Here is a 16,442-nt window from a genome sequence, read left to right as displayed (position 1 = left end):
CTTGGACAATGCTGCGCTCCACAGACCGGGAGGGACCCGGCCGGGGGATTCCATGTCCATTCGATGCCGCGTGCGGAACCAGCCGCCTGGCCGTCAGGCCAGGGGAGGGCGGGGATTCCCATTGCTATGACGCGATCGAACCGTCGTGGCCCGGCAGCGGCCTGGTAGACCCCGTTCCCTTGAATTCCTTCTCCAGCGTTGCGGATATCCGGAGTACGACTTCATGACGAAAGCCAAGCCCACGCGTGAGGGCGCGCCGTTGCGGATCGGCATCGCAACCCGGATCTATGCCGCCCTCGGCATGATGACCGCCTTGACCCTCGTCTCCTCCTCGGTCGCGTGGTTCTCCTACGACCGCGTCGACCAGACGGTGGACAACCTCGTCGGGCAGAAGATGCCTGTCGTGGAGCTCGCGCTCGAGCTCTCGCAGGCGGCCACGCAGTCGACGGCGCTGGCGGCGCGCTTCAGCGAGGTCGAGACGGTGCAGCAGCGCTCGACGCTGACGGGTGAACTCGACAAGGTCGAGGCCCGCCAGATGGACCTGCTTCGTCGCATCGCCGATCAGGGCAAGGTCGACAAGGCGAAGGCCCAGGCGGCGATCGATATGCTGTCGCGCCAGATCAACGACATCAACGACCTCACCGGCGACCGCCTGCGCAACGCATCGGAGCAGGGCGAAGCGCTCGGCCAGCTCTCGAAGGCGCGCGAAGGCTTCACCGCCCTCGCCGATTTCGAGACGGGCGATGCGCAGTTCAACGTCAAGATGAACATCGCCAGTGCGACGCAGCTTGCCGGCAAGGAGGTCGAGGAAGCGCTGGCCAACATCATCGACAAGGACCTCGCCGCGCTGCAGACGGCCCAGGCGCTCCAGCTCCAGGTGAGCGAACTCGTCGGCCTGCTTCGCGAAATCTCGCAGATCGAGAACCGCGAAAAGCTGGACAACGCCAAGGCGCGCTTCAGCGCCATCCTCGGGCAGGTTCGCGGCTTCCTCTCCGCGGCGCAGAAGCTGCAGCCCAATCCGGCGCGCGGCCAGGCGGTCAACGCCGTGATCGACCTCGGCGAAGGCCAGAGCGGGCTGATCGCGATCCGCGAGCGTGATCTCGCAACCCGCGCCGCGATCGAGACCGGCCTCAAGCAGACCCATGTCGCGGCCGAGGCCGTCCGCAGCCAGGTGAACGAGCTGGTCGGCACCGCGCGCGGCGAGGCTGTCTCTTCGGGCGAGGCGACCTCCTCGCTGATCGACCAGAGCAAGCTCTGGCTCGGCGGGATCGGGCTCGGCTCGCTGTTGATCGCGCTGGCCCTGTCGCTGTTCTATGTCCGGCCGATGATCGTGGGTCGCCTCAACCGCCTCTGGTCGGCGACGCGGGCCATCGCCGACGGCGCGCTGGAGACGGCAGTCGACACCAAGGGCAATGACGAGATCTCCGACATCTCGAAGAGCGTGCTGCTCTTCCGGGACAATGCGGTGGCGCTGCGCGCCGCCGAGGTCGCCAAGATCGAGGATCAGGCCCGGGCGCAGGAACAGCGCCAGCAGATGATGCAGGAGCTGGGCGAGGCCTTCGGCGTGGTCGTGGCTGCCGCCGCGGCCGGCGATTTCAGCAAGCGGGTCTCTGCCCAGTTCGCCGACGCCGAGCTCAATGCGCTCGCCGGTTCCGTCAATACGCTGCTGGAGACGGTGCGCGCCGGCCTCTCGGAGACCTGCGAGGTTCTGGCGGAGCTCTCGGCGGGGCATCTCTCTGCCCGCATCGAGGGGCTGTATCAGGGCGCCTTCGCCGAGCTCAAGGACGGCACGAACGCGCTTGCCGAGGAGTTCGAGAGCACGCTTGCGCGGCTTGCCGAGACCGTCTCGGCGGTCCGCAGCGCGACCAGCGAGATCCTCGACGGCGTGACCGATCTCGCCGAGCGCACCAGCGAGGAGAGCAACGCCGTCTCGATGGCGACGAACCAGCTCGGCGCCTTCGCCGGCACGGTGAAGAAGACTGCGACCGAGGCGGCCCAGGCGACCGGCATGGCGCAGGGCGCGGAGGAACGCGCGCAGCAGGGCGAGAAGGTTGTGGCCTCGGCCCTGCAGGCGATGCAGCGCATCCGCCAGTCGTCGAGCAAGATCTCCGAGGTCATCGCGATGATCGACGAGATCGCCTTCCAGACCAACCTGCTGGCGCTCAATGCCGCGGTCGAGGCAGCTCGCGCCGGCGACGCCGGCAAGGGCTTCGCGGTGGTGGCGACCGAGGTGCGCAGCCTGGCCAAGCGTTCGGCCGATGCGTCCAACGACGTCAAGAAGCTGGTCGAGGCGGCGCATGGCGACGTCAAGGTCGGCGTCGGCCTGGTCGAGGAGACTTCGGCCATGTTCGGCGCGATCGTCTCCTCGGTTAACGAGCTGACGGGGCTGATGAACGGCATCTCGCAGACCGCCCGCAACCAGGCCACCGACGTCTCGGCGATCAACACCGAGATCGACGGCATCGGCACGATGGCGCATCAGAACGCGGCGCTGGTCGAGGAGACCAACGCGGCACTGGCGCTGACCGACGAGCAGACCCGCGCGCTGACCGAGCACATCGCCCGCTTCACCTTCCGCGAGGGGCATGCCGCCGGTCATCAGGGCCGGTCGGACATGGCGACGGCGGCCTGATCCGCTTGAAAGCTCGGACGAACATGAGGCCTCGCGGCGTGCCGCGAGGCCTTTTCCTTTTGGATGTGCCCCTCCCGCCTTGCTTGCCGGCCTCGGGCGATGCTAGGCGAGTGACGGGCCGGTAGCTCAATGGTTAGAGCTCGCTGCTCATAACAGCGCCGGTGCCGGTTCGAGTCCGGCCCGGCCCACCAATATCTTCGGCGAGGTGCTGCAGGCGGCGGGCGCATGAATCGCTATCCGATGTTCAACCCGCAGCTGCTGCTCAGCTTCGTCGCGGTGTGCGAGACGCTGAGCTTCACCCGCGCTGCCGATCGCGTCTCCCTCTCGCAGTCCACCGTGAGCCAGCAGGTCAGGCGACTGGAGGATCTGCTCGGCAAGCCGTTGCTGGAGCGATCCTCGCATCAGGTGGAGTTGACCGAGGAGGGCGGCAGGCTGCTGAGCTATGCGCGGCGCATCATCGCGCTGAACGAGGAGGCGCATGATGCGCTGACCGGCATCTGGCGCGACGGCGTGCTGCGGCTGGGCATGCCCGAGGACTTCACGGTGCCCACCGTCGACCTGCTCGCCGCGTTCAGCCGCGAGCAGCCGCATCTGCGGCTCGATGTCACCAGCGGCCTCAGCGCCGACCTGCGCAGCGCCTATGACCGCGAGGAGCTGGACGTGATCCTGGTCAAGCAGCGCCGGCGCCAGCCGCCCCGTGCCGCCCGGCAGGAGCCCTTGCTGTGGCTGGACAGCCTGGCCCATCCCGCCATCGAACGCGCGCCGGTGTCGCTGGTCGTCTTCCCGCTCAACGGGCTCTATCGCGACGAGCTTTGCCAGGCGCTCGACGGCCTCGGTATCCGCTGGCGCGTGGGTTACAGCAGCGCCAGCCTCGCGGCGCTGGCCGCCGCATCCGCTGCCGGGCTCGGCGTGACCTTGCTGCCCGCGAGCTGCCGCCTGCCCGGCCACCGAACGCTGGGAACGGCGGAAGGATTGCCGGAGATCAAGGATTTCGAGCTGGCGCTCTATTATCGCGACAACGCGCCCGCCGCCGCCATCGTGCTGGCGGAGCGGCTGGCCGGATTCTGCCGGCTGGATTGGTGAGCGAGATGCTGCCGGCACGCAGTATTGCCGTTTCGAATAGCCAGGATTGGCAAATATCGCTGCCAAGCCGAGCTGCCCGAGCGTAATTCAGGGGCGGAAACGCAACCAGCGAGGCAACGGACAAAGCCATGGAAACCGGGCATCACCACAGCCGACGGGCCTTTCTCAGCCAGACCGGAAAACTCACCACCGCCTATGCCGTCGCCGGACTGGCGAGCGGCGCCGCCCAGGCCGCGCCGGCTGCGGCCACCCCGGCACGGCCGGTGTCCGAAGCCGGTGTCGGCACACTGACGGACCAGCACTACTACCTCACCGATGTGCGGCTAGAGGAAGGCTTCGAGCGCGACGGCGAGGTCGTCGTCGGCACCCGCACGGCGCTCTACACGCTGGAGATCAAGGCCGGAAAGATTGCCGCGCTGCATCCGGCCGGCGCGACCCTGCCTGTCGGCGTGCCCCGCTACCAGGCCCATGGCCAGCTCGCCCTGCCGGCGATGCGCGACATGCACATCCATCTCGACAAGACGTTCTACAGCGGCCCATGGCAGGCGCCGCTGCCGCGGCAGGGCAAGACGATCCTCGACATGATCGCCCGCGAAGAGAAGCTGATTCCGCAATTGCTGCCGACCTCGCAGCAGCGCGCCGAGGCTCTGATCGCCCTGCTGCACTCCAAGGGCACCACCGTGGCCCGCAGCCACTGCAACATCGATCCGGTCAGCGGCCTCAAGAGCCTCGAGCATCTCCAGCGCGCGCTGGAGAACCATCGCGACGACTTCGAATGCGAGATCGTCGCCTTCCCGCAGCACGGGCTGCTGCTCTCGAAGGTCGACGGGCTGATGCGGGAGGCGATGAAGATGGGCGTCGCCTATGTCGGCGGGCTCGACCCGACCAATGTCGACGGGGCGATGGAAAAGTCGCTCGACGCCATGTTCCAGATCGCCCTCGACACCGGCAAGGGCGTCGATATCCACCTGCACGAGACCAATCCGGCCGGCGTCGCGGCGATCAATCGCATGATCGATACCGTCGAGAAGAACCCGACCCTGCGCGGCAAGGTGACGATCAGCCACGCCTTCGCTCTGACCACGCTGTCTGCCGGCGCGCTGACGGAAACCATCGGGCGCATGGCGGCGCAGCAGATGACCATCGCCTCGACCGTGCCGCTGGGAAGCCTGACGATGCCGCTGCCGCAGCTGAGCGAGAAGGGCGTCTTCGTGATGACCGGCACCGACAGCGTCGTCGATCACTGGTCGCCCTTCGGCAAGGGCGACATGCTGGAGAAGGCGAACCTCTACGCGCAGATCTACCGGGGCAGCGACGAGTTCCGGTTGTCGCGCGCCATGGCCATAGCGACCGGCGGCGTACTGCCGCTCGACGACAGCGGCAAGCGGGCCTGGCCCAAGGCCGGTGACGATGCCGCCTTCACGCTGGTCCCGGCCAGCTGCTCGGCCGAGGCCGTCGCGCGCATTCCGGAGCGCAGCGCCACCTTCCATCGCGGCCGCATGGTCTACGGCAGCGTCGGGGTCGCCTGATCCCGCGCACCTTCATGGTGACTTTCGCCTGCACGCGGCCGACCGGCCGCGTGCAGGCGCTTTTCTTCCTGCTTGAAACGGGTCTGTCCGCTGCGGTTCAGATCGCGAGCTTGCCGGCCTTGGCGGCGGCGTAGCGCTCGTTGACCTTCGCCCAGTTCACCACGTTCCACCAACCCTTGAGGTAGTCGGCCCGGCGGTTCTGGTACTTCAGGTAATAGGCATGCTCCCAGACGTCGTTGCCGAAGAGCACCATCTGCTTCTCCATGATCGGGCTGTCCTGGTTCGGCTTGGCCAGCAGTGCGAGCTTGCCGTCCTTGTCGACCGTGACGAAGACCCAGCCCGAGCCGAAGACGCGCAGGCCCGCCGCCTCGAAATCGGCCTTGAACTTGTCGAACCCGCCGAGGTCCTTGGTGATCGCTGCGGCGACGTCACCCGTCGGTGCGCCGCCGGCGCCCGGGCCCATCACCTCCCAGAACATGGTGTGGTTGGCATGGCCGCCGCCATTGTTGCGCACGAGCGTGCGCAGGCTCTCGGGCAGCTGGTTGAGATCGGCGAGCAGCTCTCCGACCGAGGCCTTGGCGATGACGCCGTTGTCCTTGGCCGCATTGTTGAGCGCGGCGACATAGGCCGCATGATGGCGGTTGTAGTGGATGTCCATGGTCGCCGCGTCGATATGCGGTTCGAGCGCATTGGCCTCGTAAGCACGTTTCGGCAGCGAGAAGGGGCCGGTCGGCGCGGCCGGCGCAGCGGCCTGCGCCCAGACCTTCGGCGCGGCGGCCGCGGTCAGGGCCGATATGCCGAAGCCGAGAACGGCACGGCGCGAGAAGACCGAAAACTCTGTCATGACGTTCTCCAGTGTGAAGCTTCGTGGCTGGCATCGCCGGCGACCGCCGGCGGTGATGATCGTTGGGTCTACGTTCGAAGGTCGAGAGGGTTCCGACGCGGTGCCGCCTCCCGGATCGACGGCAGTCCGCCCGGCCGCCGACGGGCCGCCATGTGACGGGCCTGCCGGTTGCCAGACTGCTTTTAACGTCCGGAATGCCTTCTTAACCAGCGGTTTACCGCGTTTTACTACGGTCTGGAAGGAATTCCGTCGGTTCAGGGAACGCCTCGCATGCACGCACTGGCTCTCAAGGCCGATCTGCCAATCCTCGACGCCCCTTTCGCCGATGCCGCGCCGTCTCTCGACGCGCCGGCGCGCGCGGTTGTGGAGACGGGCGCGGAGCGTGCCGTGCGCGAGATCGCCGACCGCTTCGGCAAGCTCAGCGCCGAAATCACCGATGTTTCTGGCCGAATCGGGGACGTGACCCAGCAGTTCGAGACCCAGACCACCGGGCTCAGGCGAGTCGTCGGCGCCGTCGAGCAGGTCTCGCGCGCCAACCATGCGATTCGGCAGGCGGCGGAGGGCGCGCAGGCCGCGGCTTCCGGAGTGCGCAGCGGCCTCGAGCGGGTGACCGGCTCGGTCAAGCTCGGCCTCAACGCGGCACAGACCGATATCGAGACGCTGTCGCAGGAGGCGCAGTCGATGTCGCAGGCGCTGGCGCAGGCGGTCAGCGATGCCCACAAGGCGCGCGCGTCCAGCGATGCGATCCAGTCCATCACCCGCGAGATCCAGCTGCTCTCGATCAATGCCGGTGTCGAGGCTGCTCGCAGCGGCGAGGCCGGCAAGGGCTTCGCGGTGATCGCCGCAGCGGTGAAGGCGTTGGCCGAGCAGACCCGCGAGGCGACGGCGGCGAGCGCCGCCCAGCTCGACCTGCTGGTCAAGGCCGTCAACGCGCTCTCGCGCCGCAGCCAGGAGAATGCGCAGACGGCGCAGCGCGCCCGCGAGGGCAGCCGGACGATCTCGCAGCAGATGAGCGAGTTCGACAGCTTCGGCCGTTCGGTCGTCGAGCTGATTGGTGAAATCGAGGCGGTGTCGCGGCCGACGCGGGAGAATGCCGAGGCCTGCGCCAAGGCGGGGCACGACCTCGCCGGGCTGGTGGCCGGGGTCGATGCCTCGACCGATATCCTGGAGCAGGCGGTGCAGCGCACCGAGGCGCTGGTCGCGATCAGCGAAGGCATTCTCGGATCGATCGCCGCCTCGGGCGTTAGGACCGCGCAGTCGGAGCTGATCGCGACGGTGATGGAGACGGCCGGCACGATCGGCGAGATGTTCGAGGCGGCGCTGGCGCGTGGCGAGGTGACGCTGGCCGACCTGTTCGACGAGGCCTATCGGCCGATACAGGGCTCCGATCCGGTCCAGCATATGACGCGCTTCGTCGCCCTGACCGACCGTCTGTTGCCGCCGTTGCAGGAAAAGCTGCTGACCTTGAACGGGCGTATCGTGTTCTGCGCGGCGGTGGACCGGAACGGCTTCCTGCCGACGCATAACCGCAAATATTCGCAGGCCCAGGGCGGCGATCCCGTGTGGAACAACGCCAATTGCCGCAACCGGCGCATCTTCGACGATCGGACGGGGCTTGCCGCAGCGCGCAATCGCAAGCCCTTCCTGCTGCAAAGCTATCGGCGGGACATGGGCGGCGGGCAGTTCCTGGTGATGGAAGACCTGTCGGCGCCGATCCTGGTGAAGGGTCGGCACTGGGGCGGTTTCCGGTTCGGGCTGAAGGTCTAGCCTATTCCATGCCGGCCCGCGGAGTTGAGTAAGCGAGTTCCGAGTCAGCGCCATGCATATCGCGCCATCCTTCCCGAACCTGTCGGTGCTGCTCATCGACCCGAGCCCGCATTATCGGCGGCTCATCCGCACGATGCTGTACCAGACGCAGCTCAACCGCATCTTCGAGGCATCGGACCTGTCGTCGGCGGCGACGACCTTCCTGCAGAAGCAGCCGAACATCGTCATCCTCGACTGGGACATTCCCGATGGCGGCAGCGTCAAATGCCTGGCCGCCATCCGCTCCTTCAAGACCTCGCCCTTCGCCAAGGCGCCGGTGCTGGTGATGATGGAACGGCCGGACCGCCGATCGGTCCTGCAGGCGGCGAAGCTCGGCGCGCATGAGATCATCACCAAGCCGATCTCGCCGAACAACCTCTGGCTGCACCTGTCGGGCATCATCAACATGCCCCGGAAATACCGGGAAGCGAACGGCAAGATCACGCTCGTGCCGCGCGCCATCAGCAACAGCATGTTCTGATCCCCGCCGCGTCGCCTCGCAAATGTCGTGAAAGCGACACGAGTGTTGACGAGCAGCTCAGCATTTAGCGAAGTTTTTACCAGTTTGTTGCGATGCTCCGGGAGCAATCCTGGGTCGCCTTCATGGTCATAACCGTTTCGCTTCCGCCCTTCCTCGGTCGTTCCGAGGCTGCGACGTTCCGTAACCAGCTGCTCGTCGCGCTTGAGCAGAAGGAGAGCGTTGCCGTCGAATGCGCCGAGGCCGGCCCGCTGCCGAGCCTCTGGGTCCAGCTCCTTCATTCCGCAGCTTCCAGCGCCAAGGCGCGGGGGCTTTCGGTCACGCTCAAGGCGGCTTCCTCTGAATGCCGCGAATCCTTGCGGGCGATCGGCTTCGATGCCGCTCACAGCGCTCTCGTTCTGGAGTGACAGGCATGAAGATCCTGGCCATCGACGATACCAAGACCCTGCTCAGCCTGCTGAGCCTGACATTGCGCAATGCCGGCCACGAGGTGGCCGAGGCCGAGAACGGCGAGGACGGGCTGAACAAGTTCGACCAGTTCAAGCCCGATCTCGTGATCACCGACCTCAACATGCCGATCATGGACGGCATCGAGTTCACCCGCGCCTGCCGCTCGCGGCCGGCCGGCCAGAACACTCCGATCATCGTGCTGACGACCGAAAACGGCGCCGAGATCAAGGCCGAGGGCCGGCGCGCCGGCGCCAGCGCCTGGATGGTCAAGCCTTTCGAGCCCAATACGCTGCTCGGCCTCGTCGCGCGCTACCAGAACTGAAAGTTGGCCGATGGATCCGTTGGCAGAACTCAAGCAGACCTTCTTCCAGGAATGCGAAGAGCTTCTCGGGGCGTTGGAGCTGAAGCTCCAGGCGCTCGACGAGGGCTCGACCGATCCTGAGGATGTCAATGCCGCTTTTCGCGCCATTCACTCGATCAAGGGTGGCGCCGGCGCTTTCGGCTGCACCGAGCTGGTGGGCTTCGCGCATGTCTTCGAGGCTTCGCTCGATCATCTGAGGTCGGGCCGCGTCGCGATCGAGGATGCGCCGTTCTCGCTCTTCCTGCGCTGCTCCGATGCGGTTGCCGATCTGGTGTCCGCGGCGCGCAACGACGAGCCGGCGACAGAGCGGCCTGATCTGCTGGCCGCACTTGAACAGGTCGGCAAGGAGCCGCAGGCCCCGGTGGCGGCACCCGTTGCCACACCCGCGCCGTCTGCTGCTCCGGCGCCCGCCGCCCCTGTGGCTGACAACGATGCCCCAATTGGCATCGCTGCGCTCGGCAACCTGCTCGCCATGGTCGAGGCGAAGACCGCCGCGCCCGCCTCCGCAGATGACGGCTGGGACGACGAGCCCGTGGCGGCTGCGCCTGCCGCCGTGAAGCCGGGACAGAACGTTCGCCTGCGCATCGTGCCGGAGACCGACCTGTTCCGCCGCGTGATCGAGCCGCGCGTCGTGCTCGGCTCGTTGCCGGGCGACGATGTCGTCGCGATCCGCTGCGACCTGAGCCAGGTGCCGCCGCTGGAGAGCCTCGACGTCACCGATTGCTGGATGCGTTTCGAGGTCGATCTGCAGACCGAGCTTTCCGTCGAGGAACTTCACGGCCGCTTCGATTTCAGCCTCGCCAACGAGGAATTCGAGATCGAGATGCTCGCGACGGCTCCGGCCATCGAAGCGACGCCCGCCTCCGAGCCTGCCGCGGCAATCTCCGAGGTCTCGAGCTCCGTGGCCGCGGACCTGTCCGCCATCCTGGCGAAGCTCGGCGCGTCCGCCGAGCCCGCGAGCCAACCGCATGTTGCGCCGGTGCCGGCAATGGCGCCGGTTGCAGCCGCAATCGCGCCGGCTCCTGTGGCCGAGGCGGCTGCCGTTCGCGCCGCTCCGCGGGCGCCCGCCAATGATCAGTCGACGCGCCAGCGCCAGGCGGTCAGCGTGCGCGTCGATCTCGAGCGCATCGACAAGCTGATGAATCTCGTCGGCGAGATCGTCATCACCCAGTCGATGCTGGTCGAATGCGTGCGCTCGCTGCCCTATGACGTCCATGCCAAGACTGCCGAGGGCATCCTGACCCTGTCGCGCCAGACGCGCGAGCTGCAGGACCATGTCATGGCGGTGCGCGCGCAGCCGGTGAAGGCCGTGTTCCAGCGCATGCCGCGCCTGGTGCGGGAACTGGCTCAGACGCTCGGCAAGGAAGTGCGCCTCGTGCTCGAAGGCGAGAACACCGAGGTCGACAAGACGATCATCGAGGAGCTCGCCGACCCGCTGACCCACATGATCCGCAACTCGATGGATCACGGGCTGGAGACGCCGGAAGACCGCATCGCGGCAGGCAAGAGCCCCGAAGGCACGATCAAGCTCATTGCCGAGCATCGCGCCGGGCGCATCGTCATCTCGGTCACGGATGACGGCCGCGGCATCGGTCGCGACAGACTGCTTGCGAAAGCCAAGTCGCGCGGCCTCGTCGGTGCCGACGAGCGGCTGCAGCCGGAGGAGATCGACCAGCTGATCTTCGCCGCCGGCCTCTCCACGGCGGAAGCCGTCAGCGACATCTCGGGCCGCGGCGTCGGCATGGACGTCGTGCGCCGCAACGTCGAATCGCTCGGCGGGCGCATCAGCGTCGATTCCGAGCCGGGGCGCGGCTGCAAGTTCACGCTCGCCCTGCCTCTGACGCTCGCCGTGCTGGAAGGCATGGTGATCCGCTGCGGCGACGATCGCTACGTCATCCCGATCGCCTCGGTCATCGAGACGCAGCACCTGGCGTCGACGCCGATCGAGCGGCTGCCCTTCGGCCAGGAGGTGCTGCGCTGGCGCGGCGAGGTGACGCCGCTCTACCGGCTGGGCGACGTGATGGGCTCGATGGGGACGACCAACGAGAACATCGTCATCATCGCCGAGACCGAACGCGGCAACAATGTCGGCATCGCGGTAGACGAGATCGTCGGTCAGCAGCAGGTCGTGGTGAAGAGCCTCGAAGCGAATTACGGGGCGGTCAACGGCGCCTCGGCGGCGACGATCCTCGGCGACGGCCTCGTCGCGCTGATCCTGGATATCGACTCCATGCTGCGGCTCGCCGCTTCCGGCGGCCGGAACCCTCAATCTGACCTCAAAATGGCTGGATGACCATGACCCTCCAACTCGGCGAAAAGCACTTCTCGTCCGCACAGCCTGAATCGGCTGCGCGCCGGATCGTCACCTTCAAGGTCGGCGACCGTACCTTCGGCATCGATGTCGGCATGGTCCGCGAGATCAAGGGCTGGCAGGCGACGACGCCGCTGCCGCATGCGGCACCGCATGTGCGCGGCGTGCTCAACCTGCGCGGCGTGATCCTGGCGGTCTACGACCTGCGCACCGCGATCGGCATGGGCGTGACCGATGCCTCCGCCACGCATGTCATCGTCGTCGTCGACGTCGAGGACAAGACGGCGGGCCTGCTGGTCGACTCGGTCTCGGACATCGTCGACGTGCCGGTCTCGGCCGTGCGCCCGGCGCCGGATCTGGAGCGCGACGAACATGGCCTGATCGAAGGCCTCGTCCTGCTCGACAGCGACATCGTGGCGCTGCTCGATCTGGCGGCGGTGATCCGGGACGGCGGCGGCGAAGCGCTGCTCAAGACCAGCCGGGCTGCCTGAGCATCTTTTAGAACAAGCCCGAGCGTAGCGTCCAAGCGGGCCAGAACAAGAAACGATCGGACCCCATGGGCAGCGCGCTCGGCCCCTTTTCACGACTCTCGGTCAGCCAGCCGCTGACCGCGGCCGGCTCGGCAGCACTCGCCGGCGGGCTCGCCTATTACGCGGCCTCGACCGGCACGCCCGTCACGGCGGCTCTGAGCGTCTCCGCCGTGGCCCTGCTCGGCGGCCTCGCCGCCTGGGGCGCGACCCGCTCCGTGGCCGGTGTCTCGCGTGCCGCGACGCGCCTGGCGGAGGCCGGCAAATGGGCGCTGCCGACGGCGACCGGCTCGGGCGAGGCAGCCGAATTGTCGCGCGCACTCGCCACATTGCACGAGCAGGGGCAGGAGGCCGTGCGGCTGCGCGCAGCGCTCGACCATGGCCGCGCCAACGTCATGATCTGCGATCCGGAAGGCCGGATCATTTATGCCAGCAAGGGGCTGCTGCGCTTCTTCGGGGAGGCTCAGGAGGATTTCCGCGCCGCTTTCCCGGGATGCTCGGCCAAGGACATGCTCGGGCGCGTGATGGAGCGGGTGCGCGGGGAGCATCGCCTCGCCGCCGGCCAGTCCGTCCGCCTGACGCTCGGACGTCGGACGATCTGCCTGGCGCTGACGCCCATCGAAGGCGGGGAGGGCCGCAGTCTCGGCACCGCTGTCGAGTGGCAGGAGCTGACCGACGAACTGGCCGCGGCAGCCGAGGTTTCGCAACTGATCGAGGCGGCCCTCGATGGCGATTTTTCGCGCCGCGTCGGCGCGCAGGGCAAATCCGAGGTGCTCGCCCGGATGGCCGGAGGCATGAACCGGATCAACGAGTTGCTCGACAATGCCTTCGCCGATATCGCCGAGGTGGCCGAGGGGCTGTCGGAGGGTGATCTGACGCGCCGCATGGGCGGCATCCACCGGGGCCGGCTTGGCCAGATCCAGCACGATATCAACGAGGCGCTCGGCGTGCTCGGCGAACGGATCGAGATGATCCGCGCCGCCGCCGGGTCGATCTCCCACGCCGCCATCGACGTCAACACAGTCGCCGCCGATCTCGCGATGCGCACGGACCAGATCGCCGTCGATCTCGGCGAGGCCTCGGGCGCGGCGGCGGAAATCGCCGCATCGGTCGGGCGCAGCAGCGCGCATTCGCGGGAGGCGAGCGATCTCGCCGGCACGACGATGGGCGCGGCGCGAGAAGGCCAGAGCGTGGTGGCGCGAGCGGCGGGGGCGATCGAGCGGATCGAGAGTTCCTCGCTGCGGATTTCCGAGATCGTCGGGGTGATCGACGAGATCGCCTTCCAGACCAATCTGCTGGCGCTCAACGCGGCGGTCGAGGCGGCGCGTGCCGGCGATGCCGGCAAGGGCTTCGCCGTGGTGGCGTCCGAGGTGAGGTCCCTGGCGCAGCGCTCGGCGCAGGCGGCCAAGGACATCAAGGGCCTGATCGCAACGTCGAACGGGCAGGTCGCGGAAGGCGTGGGGCTGGTGCGTGAGACCGGCGAGACGCTCGGCCGCATCGTCGCCGCTGTGAACAGCGTGTCCACGACCGTTGCCGAGATTTCAGCCGTGAGCGCCAAGCAGGCCCACGGCATGGGTGGGGTGAACCGAAGCGTGTCTCAGGTGGACAAGGGTATACGGCAGAATGCCGAACTGGCAGGGCGCGGCGTGCAGGCCGCGGGCGAACTCGCGGGGCAGGTCGCGATGTTGAGCGAGATCGTCGATGCGTTCCGCCCGACAACTGCGCCCCGCTGGGCTGAGCCGCAGCATGCGCGCCGGGCGATGCCGGCCCCGATGGCGGCCGAGCCGCGCCTGCCCCTGCAGACACAGCCTCGCCGTGTCGCGGCAGGCGGACGGATGGGAGGCTGAAGCATGTCCAGACCGACATCGCTTTCCAGCATGGCCGCCCTCCAGCCCGCCATGGCCGACATCACCCTGACGCGCGACGATATGAGCTTCATCGCGAAGCTGGTCTACGACCAGGCCGGCATCGTCATCCGCGAGCACAAGGAGGCGATGACGCGCGGGCGGCTGGCGCGTCGCGTCAAGGCGCTGGGCATGGGCTCGGTCGCCGAATACTGCGCCTTCCTGAAGACGCCGCAGGCAGCGGGCGAACTACCCGAGCTGATCAATGCGGTGACGACCAACCACACCGCCTTCTTCCGCGAGCGCCACCATTTCGACCATCTGCGCAAGGACGTGATGCCGCGGCTGCTGCAGGAGCGGGCCGGGCGCCGCGGGCGCATCCGCATCTGGTCCTCGGCCTGTTCCTCCGGGGAGGAGGCCTATTCGATCGCGGCCTCCTGCCGCGACGTGATGGGCGCGCGCAGCGATCTCGACTTCAAGATCCTGGCGACCGACATCGACACCGATATCCTGGCGCGGGCCGAAGCCGGCATCTATCCGGCGGAGCTGTTCGAGCGGCTGCCGGCCGATGTGAAGCCGATGCTCAAGCTGGAAGGCGGGGTGGGGCGAGGCGATGCCCGCATCAGCGAGGATCTGCGCCGGCTGGTCGCCTACAAGCGGCTGAATCTGATCGAGAAATGGCCGATGAGCGGGCCGTTCGACATCATCTTCTGCCGCAACGTCTTCATCTATTTCGATACGCAGACAAAGGCCTCGATCCTCGATCGGTTCGTGGCGCTGCTGTCGCCCGGCGGCTTCCTCTATCTCGGCCATTCGGAATCGCTGCCGCAGCCGCACCCGAACCTGCGCCTCATCGGCCGAACCATCTACGAGAGGACAGCATGAGCGTCTCACGATCCTCTCGCCGCTATTTCGACCCGCGCTTCGAGGCGACGATCATTACCGTTGCGCCGGGCGAGCACGAGATCACCTCGGCCAAGGATGAGATCGTCGCGACCGTGCTCGGCTCCTGCGTCTCGGTCTGCCTGCGCGATCCGCAGATCGGCGTCGGCGGGCTCAACCATTTCCTGCTGCCGAAGAATAACGGCAGCGCCGATGCCAGCGCCGGCGAGCGCTATGGCGACACGGCGATGGAGGTGCTGATCAACGATCTGCTCAAGCGCGGCGCGCGGCGCAGCAATTTCGAGGCGAAGGTCTTCGGCGGGGCGCGCGTGCTCTCGGGTGCGACGATGCTCGCCATCGGCGACGGCAACATCGCCTTCGTCAACGAATTCCTGAAGGTCGAGGGCATTCCCGTCGTCTCGCGGGATGTGGGGGGCACGCGCTCGCGGCGCATCCATTACCAGCCCTCGACGGGCCGTGCCTGGGTGCAGCACGTCCAGCCCACCTCGCGCGACAGCGGCCACGAGCAGGAAATCGCCTATCTCAACCGGCTCAAGACCCAGCCCGTGGCTGGTGAAGTGGAGGTCTGGTGATGAACATGCCGACGTCCCCCGCAGCGCCGATCAAGGTCCTGGTCGTCGACGACTCCATCTTGATGCAGAAGCTGATGACGCAGATCATCGACTCTGCGCCCGGCTTCAAGGTGATCGGCGTCGCCGGCAGCGCGGAGGAGGGCTGGGACGCCATCCAGGCGCTGCGCCCGGATGTGTTGACGCTCGACCTCGAACTGCCCGGGCGGCACGGCCTCAAGCTGCTGGCGCGGGTGCTGAAGCAGGACCCGCTGCCCGTGCTCATCGTCTCGGCCTTCGGCGGGCCGGGCGCAGACAACACCATCCAGGCGCTGGAGCTCGGCGCCATCGACTTCATCGAGAAGCCTGATGGAACGACCCACACGCTCGAAGGCTTCATGAAGCATCTCGTCGCGGCGCTGCAGCGCGCCTCGGCCAGCCGCAAGATGATCGCCGCCGCGCGTCAGATGGCTCAGATCACCGCTCCCGCCCGCCCGGCGCCACTGAGGGAGCCGGCGCGCGCCGGAAAGACCTCGCTGATCGCGATCGGCGCCTCCACCGGCGGCGTGCCGGCCGTGCAGACGGTGATGCGCGACCTCGCCCATCTCAGGCTTCCGGTCGTCGTGGTGCAGCACATGCCGCCCGGCTACACCGCGAAGTTCGCGGCACGGCTCGCGACCGCGACCGGGCTCGATGTCCGCGAGGCGGCGGATGGCGACCGGCTGCGGCCCGGCATGGCGGTGGTGGCACCGGGGGGCTTGCGCCATCTCGAAGTCGAGGAGCGGCGCGGCGAGCTCGTCTGCGTGCTCAAGGAAGGCCCGCTCGTCAGCGGCCATTCCCCCTCCGTCGACGTCATGTTCCATTCCGTGGCACGCAGCCTCGGCGCGCATGCGGTCGGCATCCTGCTCACCGGCATGGGCCGCGACGGCGCTGACGGTTTGTTAGCTATGCGCAAAGCCGGGGCCGAGACGTTAATCCAAAGTGGGGAGACCTGCGTGGTAAACGGGATGCCGAAAGCGGCCTTCGAGTTGGGAGCCGCCGACAGGGTCGTTCCGCTGGACCAGATCGGGGCCGCGGTCAGCCAGCTGATCGGCGAGCGCCCGAACCTGCGGAGCGCGTAAGGAGA

The 16,442-nt window shown here is 67.7% G+C and carries 14 protein-coding genes and 1 tRNA gene; 14 read left to right on the top strand and 1 reads right to left on the bottom strand.

Annotated elements, in window-relative coordinates; genetic code table 11:
• Positions 1 to 223 precede the first annotated feature (223 nt).
• The 4 genes from AC2FAN_RS22955 to AC2FAN_RS22940 all read left to right on the top strand — a co-directional run bounded on the left by AC2FAN_RS22955 (position 224) and on the right by AC2FAN_RS22940 (position 5,244).
• On the top strand, positions 224 to 2,632 hold the full coding sequence (locus AC2FAN_RS22955; RefSeq protein ID WP_485176465.1) for a methyl-accepting chemotaxis protein: 2,409 nt from the start codon (positions 224 to 226) through the stop codon (positions 2,630 to 2,632).
• A 115-nt stretch (positions 2,633 to 2,747) separates the two neighbouring features.
• Positions 2,748 to 2,823 (top strand) — tRNA-Ile (locus tag AC2FAN_RS22950).
• Between the two features lie 34 nt (positions 2,824 to 2,857).
• Complete coding sequence (locus AC2FAN_RS22945) at positions 2,858 to 3,715, top strand: LysR substrate-binding domain-containing protein (protein ID WP_485176464.1); 858 nt, start codon at positions 2,858 to 2,860, stop codon at positions 3,713 to 3,715.
• A gap of 128 nt (positions 3,716 to 3,843) precedes the next feature.
• Positions 3,844 to 5,244, top strand: coding sequence for an amidohydrolase family protein (locus AC2FAN_RS22940; protein WP_485176463.1), 1,401 nt, complete (start codon positions 3,844 to 3,846; stop codon positions 5,242 to 5,244).
• A 97-nt stretch (positions 5,245 to 5,341) separates the two neighbouring features.
• Here the strand turns inward: AC2FAN_RS22940 and AC2FAN_RS22935 are convergent, their stop codons facing one another.
• Positions 5,342 to 6,088 carry a superoxide dismutase gene (locus AC2FAN_RS22935; protein WP_485176462.1) on the bottom strand — a complete coding sequence of 249 codons (747 nt, stop codon included), beginning with the start codon at positions 6,086 to 6,088 and terminating at the stop codon, positions 5,342 to 5,344.
• Positions 6,089 to 6,358: 270 nt separating this feature from the next.
• Between AC2FAN_RS22935 and AC2FAN_RS22930 the strand changes: the two genes are divergently transcribed.
• The 10 genes from AC2FAN_RS22930 (at position 6,359) to cheB (ending at position 16,437) form a co-directional block, all read left to right on the top strand.
• Entirely contained in the window at positions 6,359 to 7,855 is a 1,497-nt protein-coding gene (locus AC2FAN_RS22930; RefSeq protein ID WP_485176461.1) for a methyl-accepting chemotaxis protein, read from the top strand.
• Between the two features lie 52 nt (positions 7,856 to 7,907).
• Positions 7,908 to 8,375, top strand: a complete 468-nt coding sequence (locus AC2FAN_RS22925; RefSeq protein WP_265054223.1) for a response regulator — start codon at positions 7,908 to 7,910, stop codon at positions 8,373 to 8,375.
• A gap of 122 nt (positions 8,376 to 8,497) precedes the next feature.
• Entirely contained in the window at positions 8,498 to 8,779 is a 282-nt protein-coding gene (locus tag AC2FAN_RS22920) for an STAS domain-containing protein (RefSeq protein WP_476805596.1), read from the top strand.
• 5 nt (positions 8,780 to 8,784) lie between these two features.
• Positions 8,785 to 9,144, top strand: coding sequence for a response regulator (locus tag AC2FAN_RS22915; RefSeq protein WP_265054221.1), 360 nt, complete (start codon positions 8,785 to 8,787; stop codon positions 9,142 to 9,144).
• A gap of 10 nt (positions 9,145 to 9,154) precedes the next feature.
• Positions 9,155 to 11,476, top strand: a complete 2,322-nt coding sequence (locus AC2FAN_RS22910) for a chemotaxis protein CheA (RefSeq protein ID WP_485176460.1) — start codon at positions 9,155 to 9,157, stop codon at positions 11,474 to 11,476.
• Entirely contained in the window at positions 11,473 to 11,985 is a 513-nt protein-coding gene (locus AC2FAN_RS22905) for a chemotaxis protein CheW (RefSeq protein ID WP_265054219.1), read from the top strand. Before AC2FAN_RS22910 ends, AC2FAN_RS22905 begins: the two co-directional genes overlap by 4 nt.
• 65 nt (positions 11,986 to 12,050) lie before the next feature.
• Positions 12,051 to 13,868 (top strand): methyl-accepting chemotaxis protein, encoded by a 1,818-nt coding sequence (locus AC2FAN_RS22900; protein WP_485176459.1) that lies wholly within the window; start codon positions 12,051 to 12,053, stop codon positions 13,866 to 13,868.
• Positions 13,869 to 13,871: 3 nt separating this feature from the next.
• Positions 13,872 to 14,750 (top strand): CheR family methyltransferase, encoded by an 879-nt coding sequence (locus tag AC2FAN_RS22895; protein ID WP_265054217.1) that lies wholly within the window; start codon positions 13,872 to 13,874, stop codon positions 14,748 to 14,750.
• A complete protein-coding gene (locus tag AC2FAN_RS22890) occupies positions 14,747 to 15,340 on the top strand; it encodes a chemoreceptor glutamine deamidase CheD (protein WP_265054216.1) in 594 nt (197 codons plus the stop codon). The genes AC2FAN_RS22895 and AC2FAN_RS22890 overlap by 4 nt, the downstream gene beginning before the upstream one ends.
• Positions 15,340 to 16,437, top strand: a complete 1,098-nt coding sequence (cheB, locus tag AC2FAN_RS22885) for a chemotaxis-specific protein-glutamate methyltransferase CheB (RefSeq protein ID WP_476805598.1) — start codon at positions 15,340 to 15,342, stop codon at positions 16,435 to 16,437. Before AC2FAN_RS22890 ends, cheB begins: the two co-directional genes overlap by 1 nt.
• Positions 16,438 to 16,442: the final 5 nt, after the last annotated feature.

The sequence above is a fragment of the Allobosea sp. RIT-PG3_2 genome (assembly GCF_057321085.1).
This window is presented reverse-complemented; position numbering and strand designations above follow the sequence as displayed.

What these genes read in the sequence shown, in the direction of transcription:
- AC2FAN_RS22955 (WP_485176465.1), top strand. Translation starts at nt 224, where the DNA reads ATGACGAAAGCCAAGCCCACGCGTGAGGGCGCGCCGTTGCGGATCGGC.
- AC2FAN_RS22945 (WP_485176464.1), top strand. Translation starts at nt 2,858, where the DNA reads ATGAATCGCTATCCGATGTTCAACCCGCAGCTGCTGCTCAGCTTCGTC.
- AC2FAN_RS22940 (WP_485176463.1), top strand. Translation starts at nt 3,844, where the DNA reads ATGGAAACCGGGCATCACCACAGCCGACGGGCCTTTCTCAGCCAGACC.
- AC2FAN_RS22935 (WP_485176462.1), bottom strand. Translation starts at nt 6,088, where the DNA reads ATGACAGAGTTTTCGGTCTTCTCGCGCCGTGCCGTTCTCGGCTTCGGC.
- AC2FAN_RS22930 (WP_485176461.1), top strand. Translation starts at nt 6,359, where the DNA reads ATGCACGCACTGGCTCTCAAGGCCGATCTGCCAATCCTCGACGCCCCT.
- AC2FAN_RS22925 (WP_265054223.1), top strand. Translation starts at nt 7,908, where the DNA reads ATGCATATCGCGCCATCCTTCCCGAACCTGTCGGTGCTGCTCATCGAC.
- AC2FAN_RS22920 (WP_476805596.1), top strand. Translation starts at nt 8,498, where the DNA reads ATGGTCATAACCGTTTCGCTTCCGCCCTTCCTCGGTCGTTCCGAGGCT.
- AC2FAN_RS22915 (WP_265054221.1), top strand. Translation starts at nt 8,785, where the DNA reads ATGAAGATCCTGGCCATCGACGATACCAAGACCCTGCTCAGCCTGCTG.
- AC2FAN_RS22910 (WP_485176460.1), top strand. Translation starts at nt 9,155, where the DNA reads ATGGATCCGTTGGCAGAACTCAAGCAGACCTTCTTCCAGGAATGCGAA.
- AC2FAN_RS22905 (WP_265054219.1), top strand. Translation starts at nt 11,473, where the DNA reads ATGACCATGACCCTCCAACTCGGCGAAAAGCACTTCTCGTCCGCACAG.
- AC2FAN_RS22900 (WP_485176459.1), top strand. Translation starts at nt 12,051, where the DNA reads ATGGGCAGCGCGCTCGGCCCCTTTTCACGACTCTCGGTCAGCCAGCCG.
- AC2FAN_RS22895 (WP_265054217.1), top strand. Translation starts at nt 13,872, where the DNA reads ATGTCCAGACCGACATCGCTTTCCAGCATGGCCGCCCTCCAGCCCGCC.
- AC2FAN_RS22890 (WP_265054216.1), top strand. Translation starts at nt 14,747, where the DNA reads ATGAGCGTCTCACGATCCTCTCGCCGCTATTTCGACCCGCGCTTCGAG.
- cheB (WP_476805598.1), top strand. Translation starts at nt 15,340, where the DNA reads ATGAACATGCCGACGTCCCCCGCAGCGCCGATCAAGGTCCTGGTCGTC.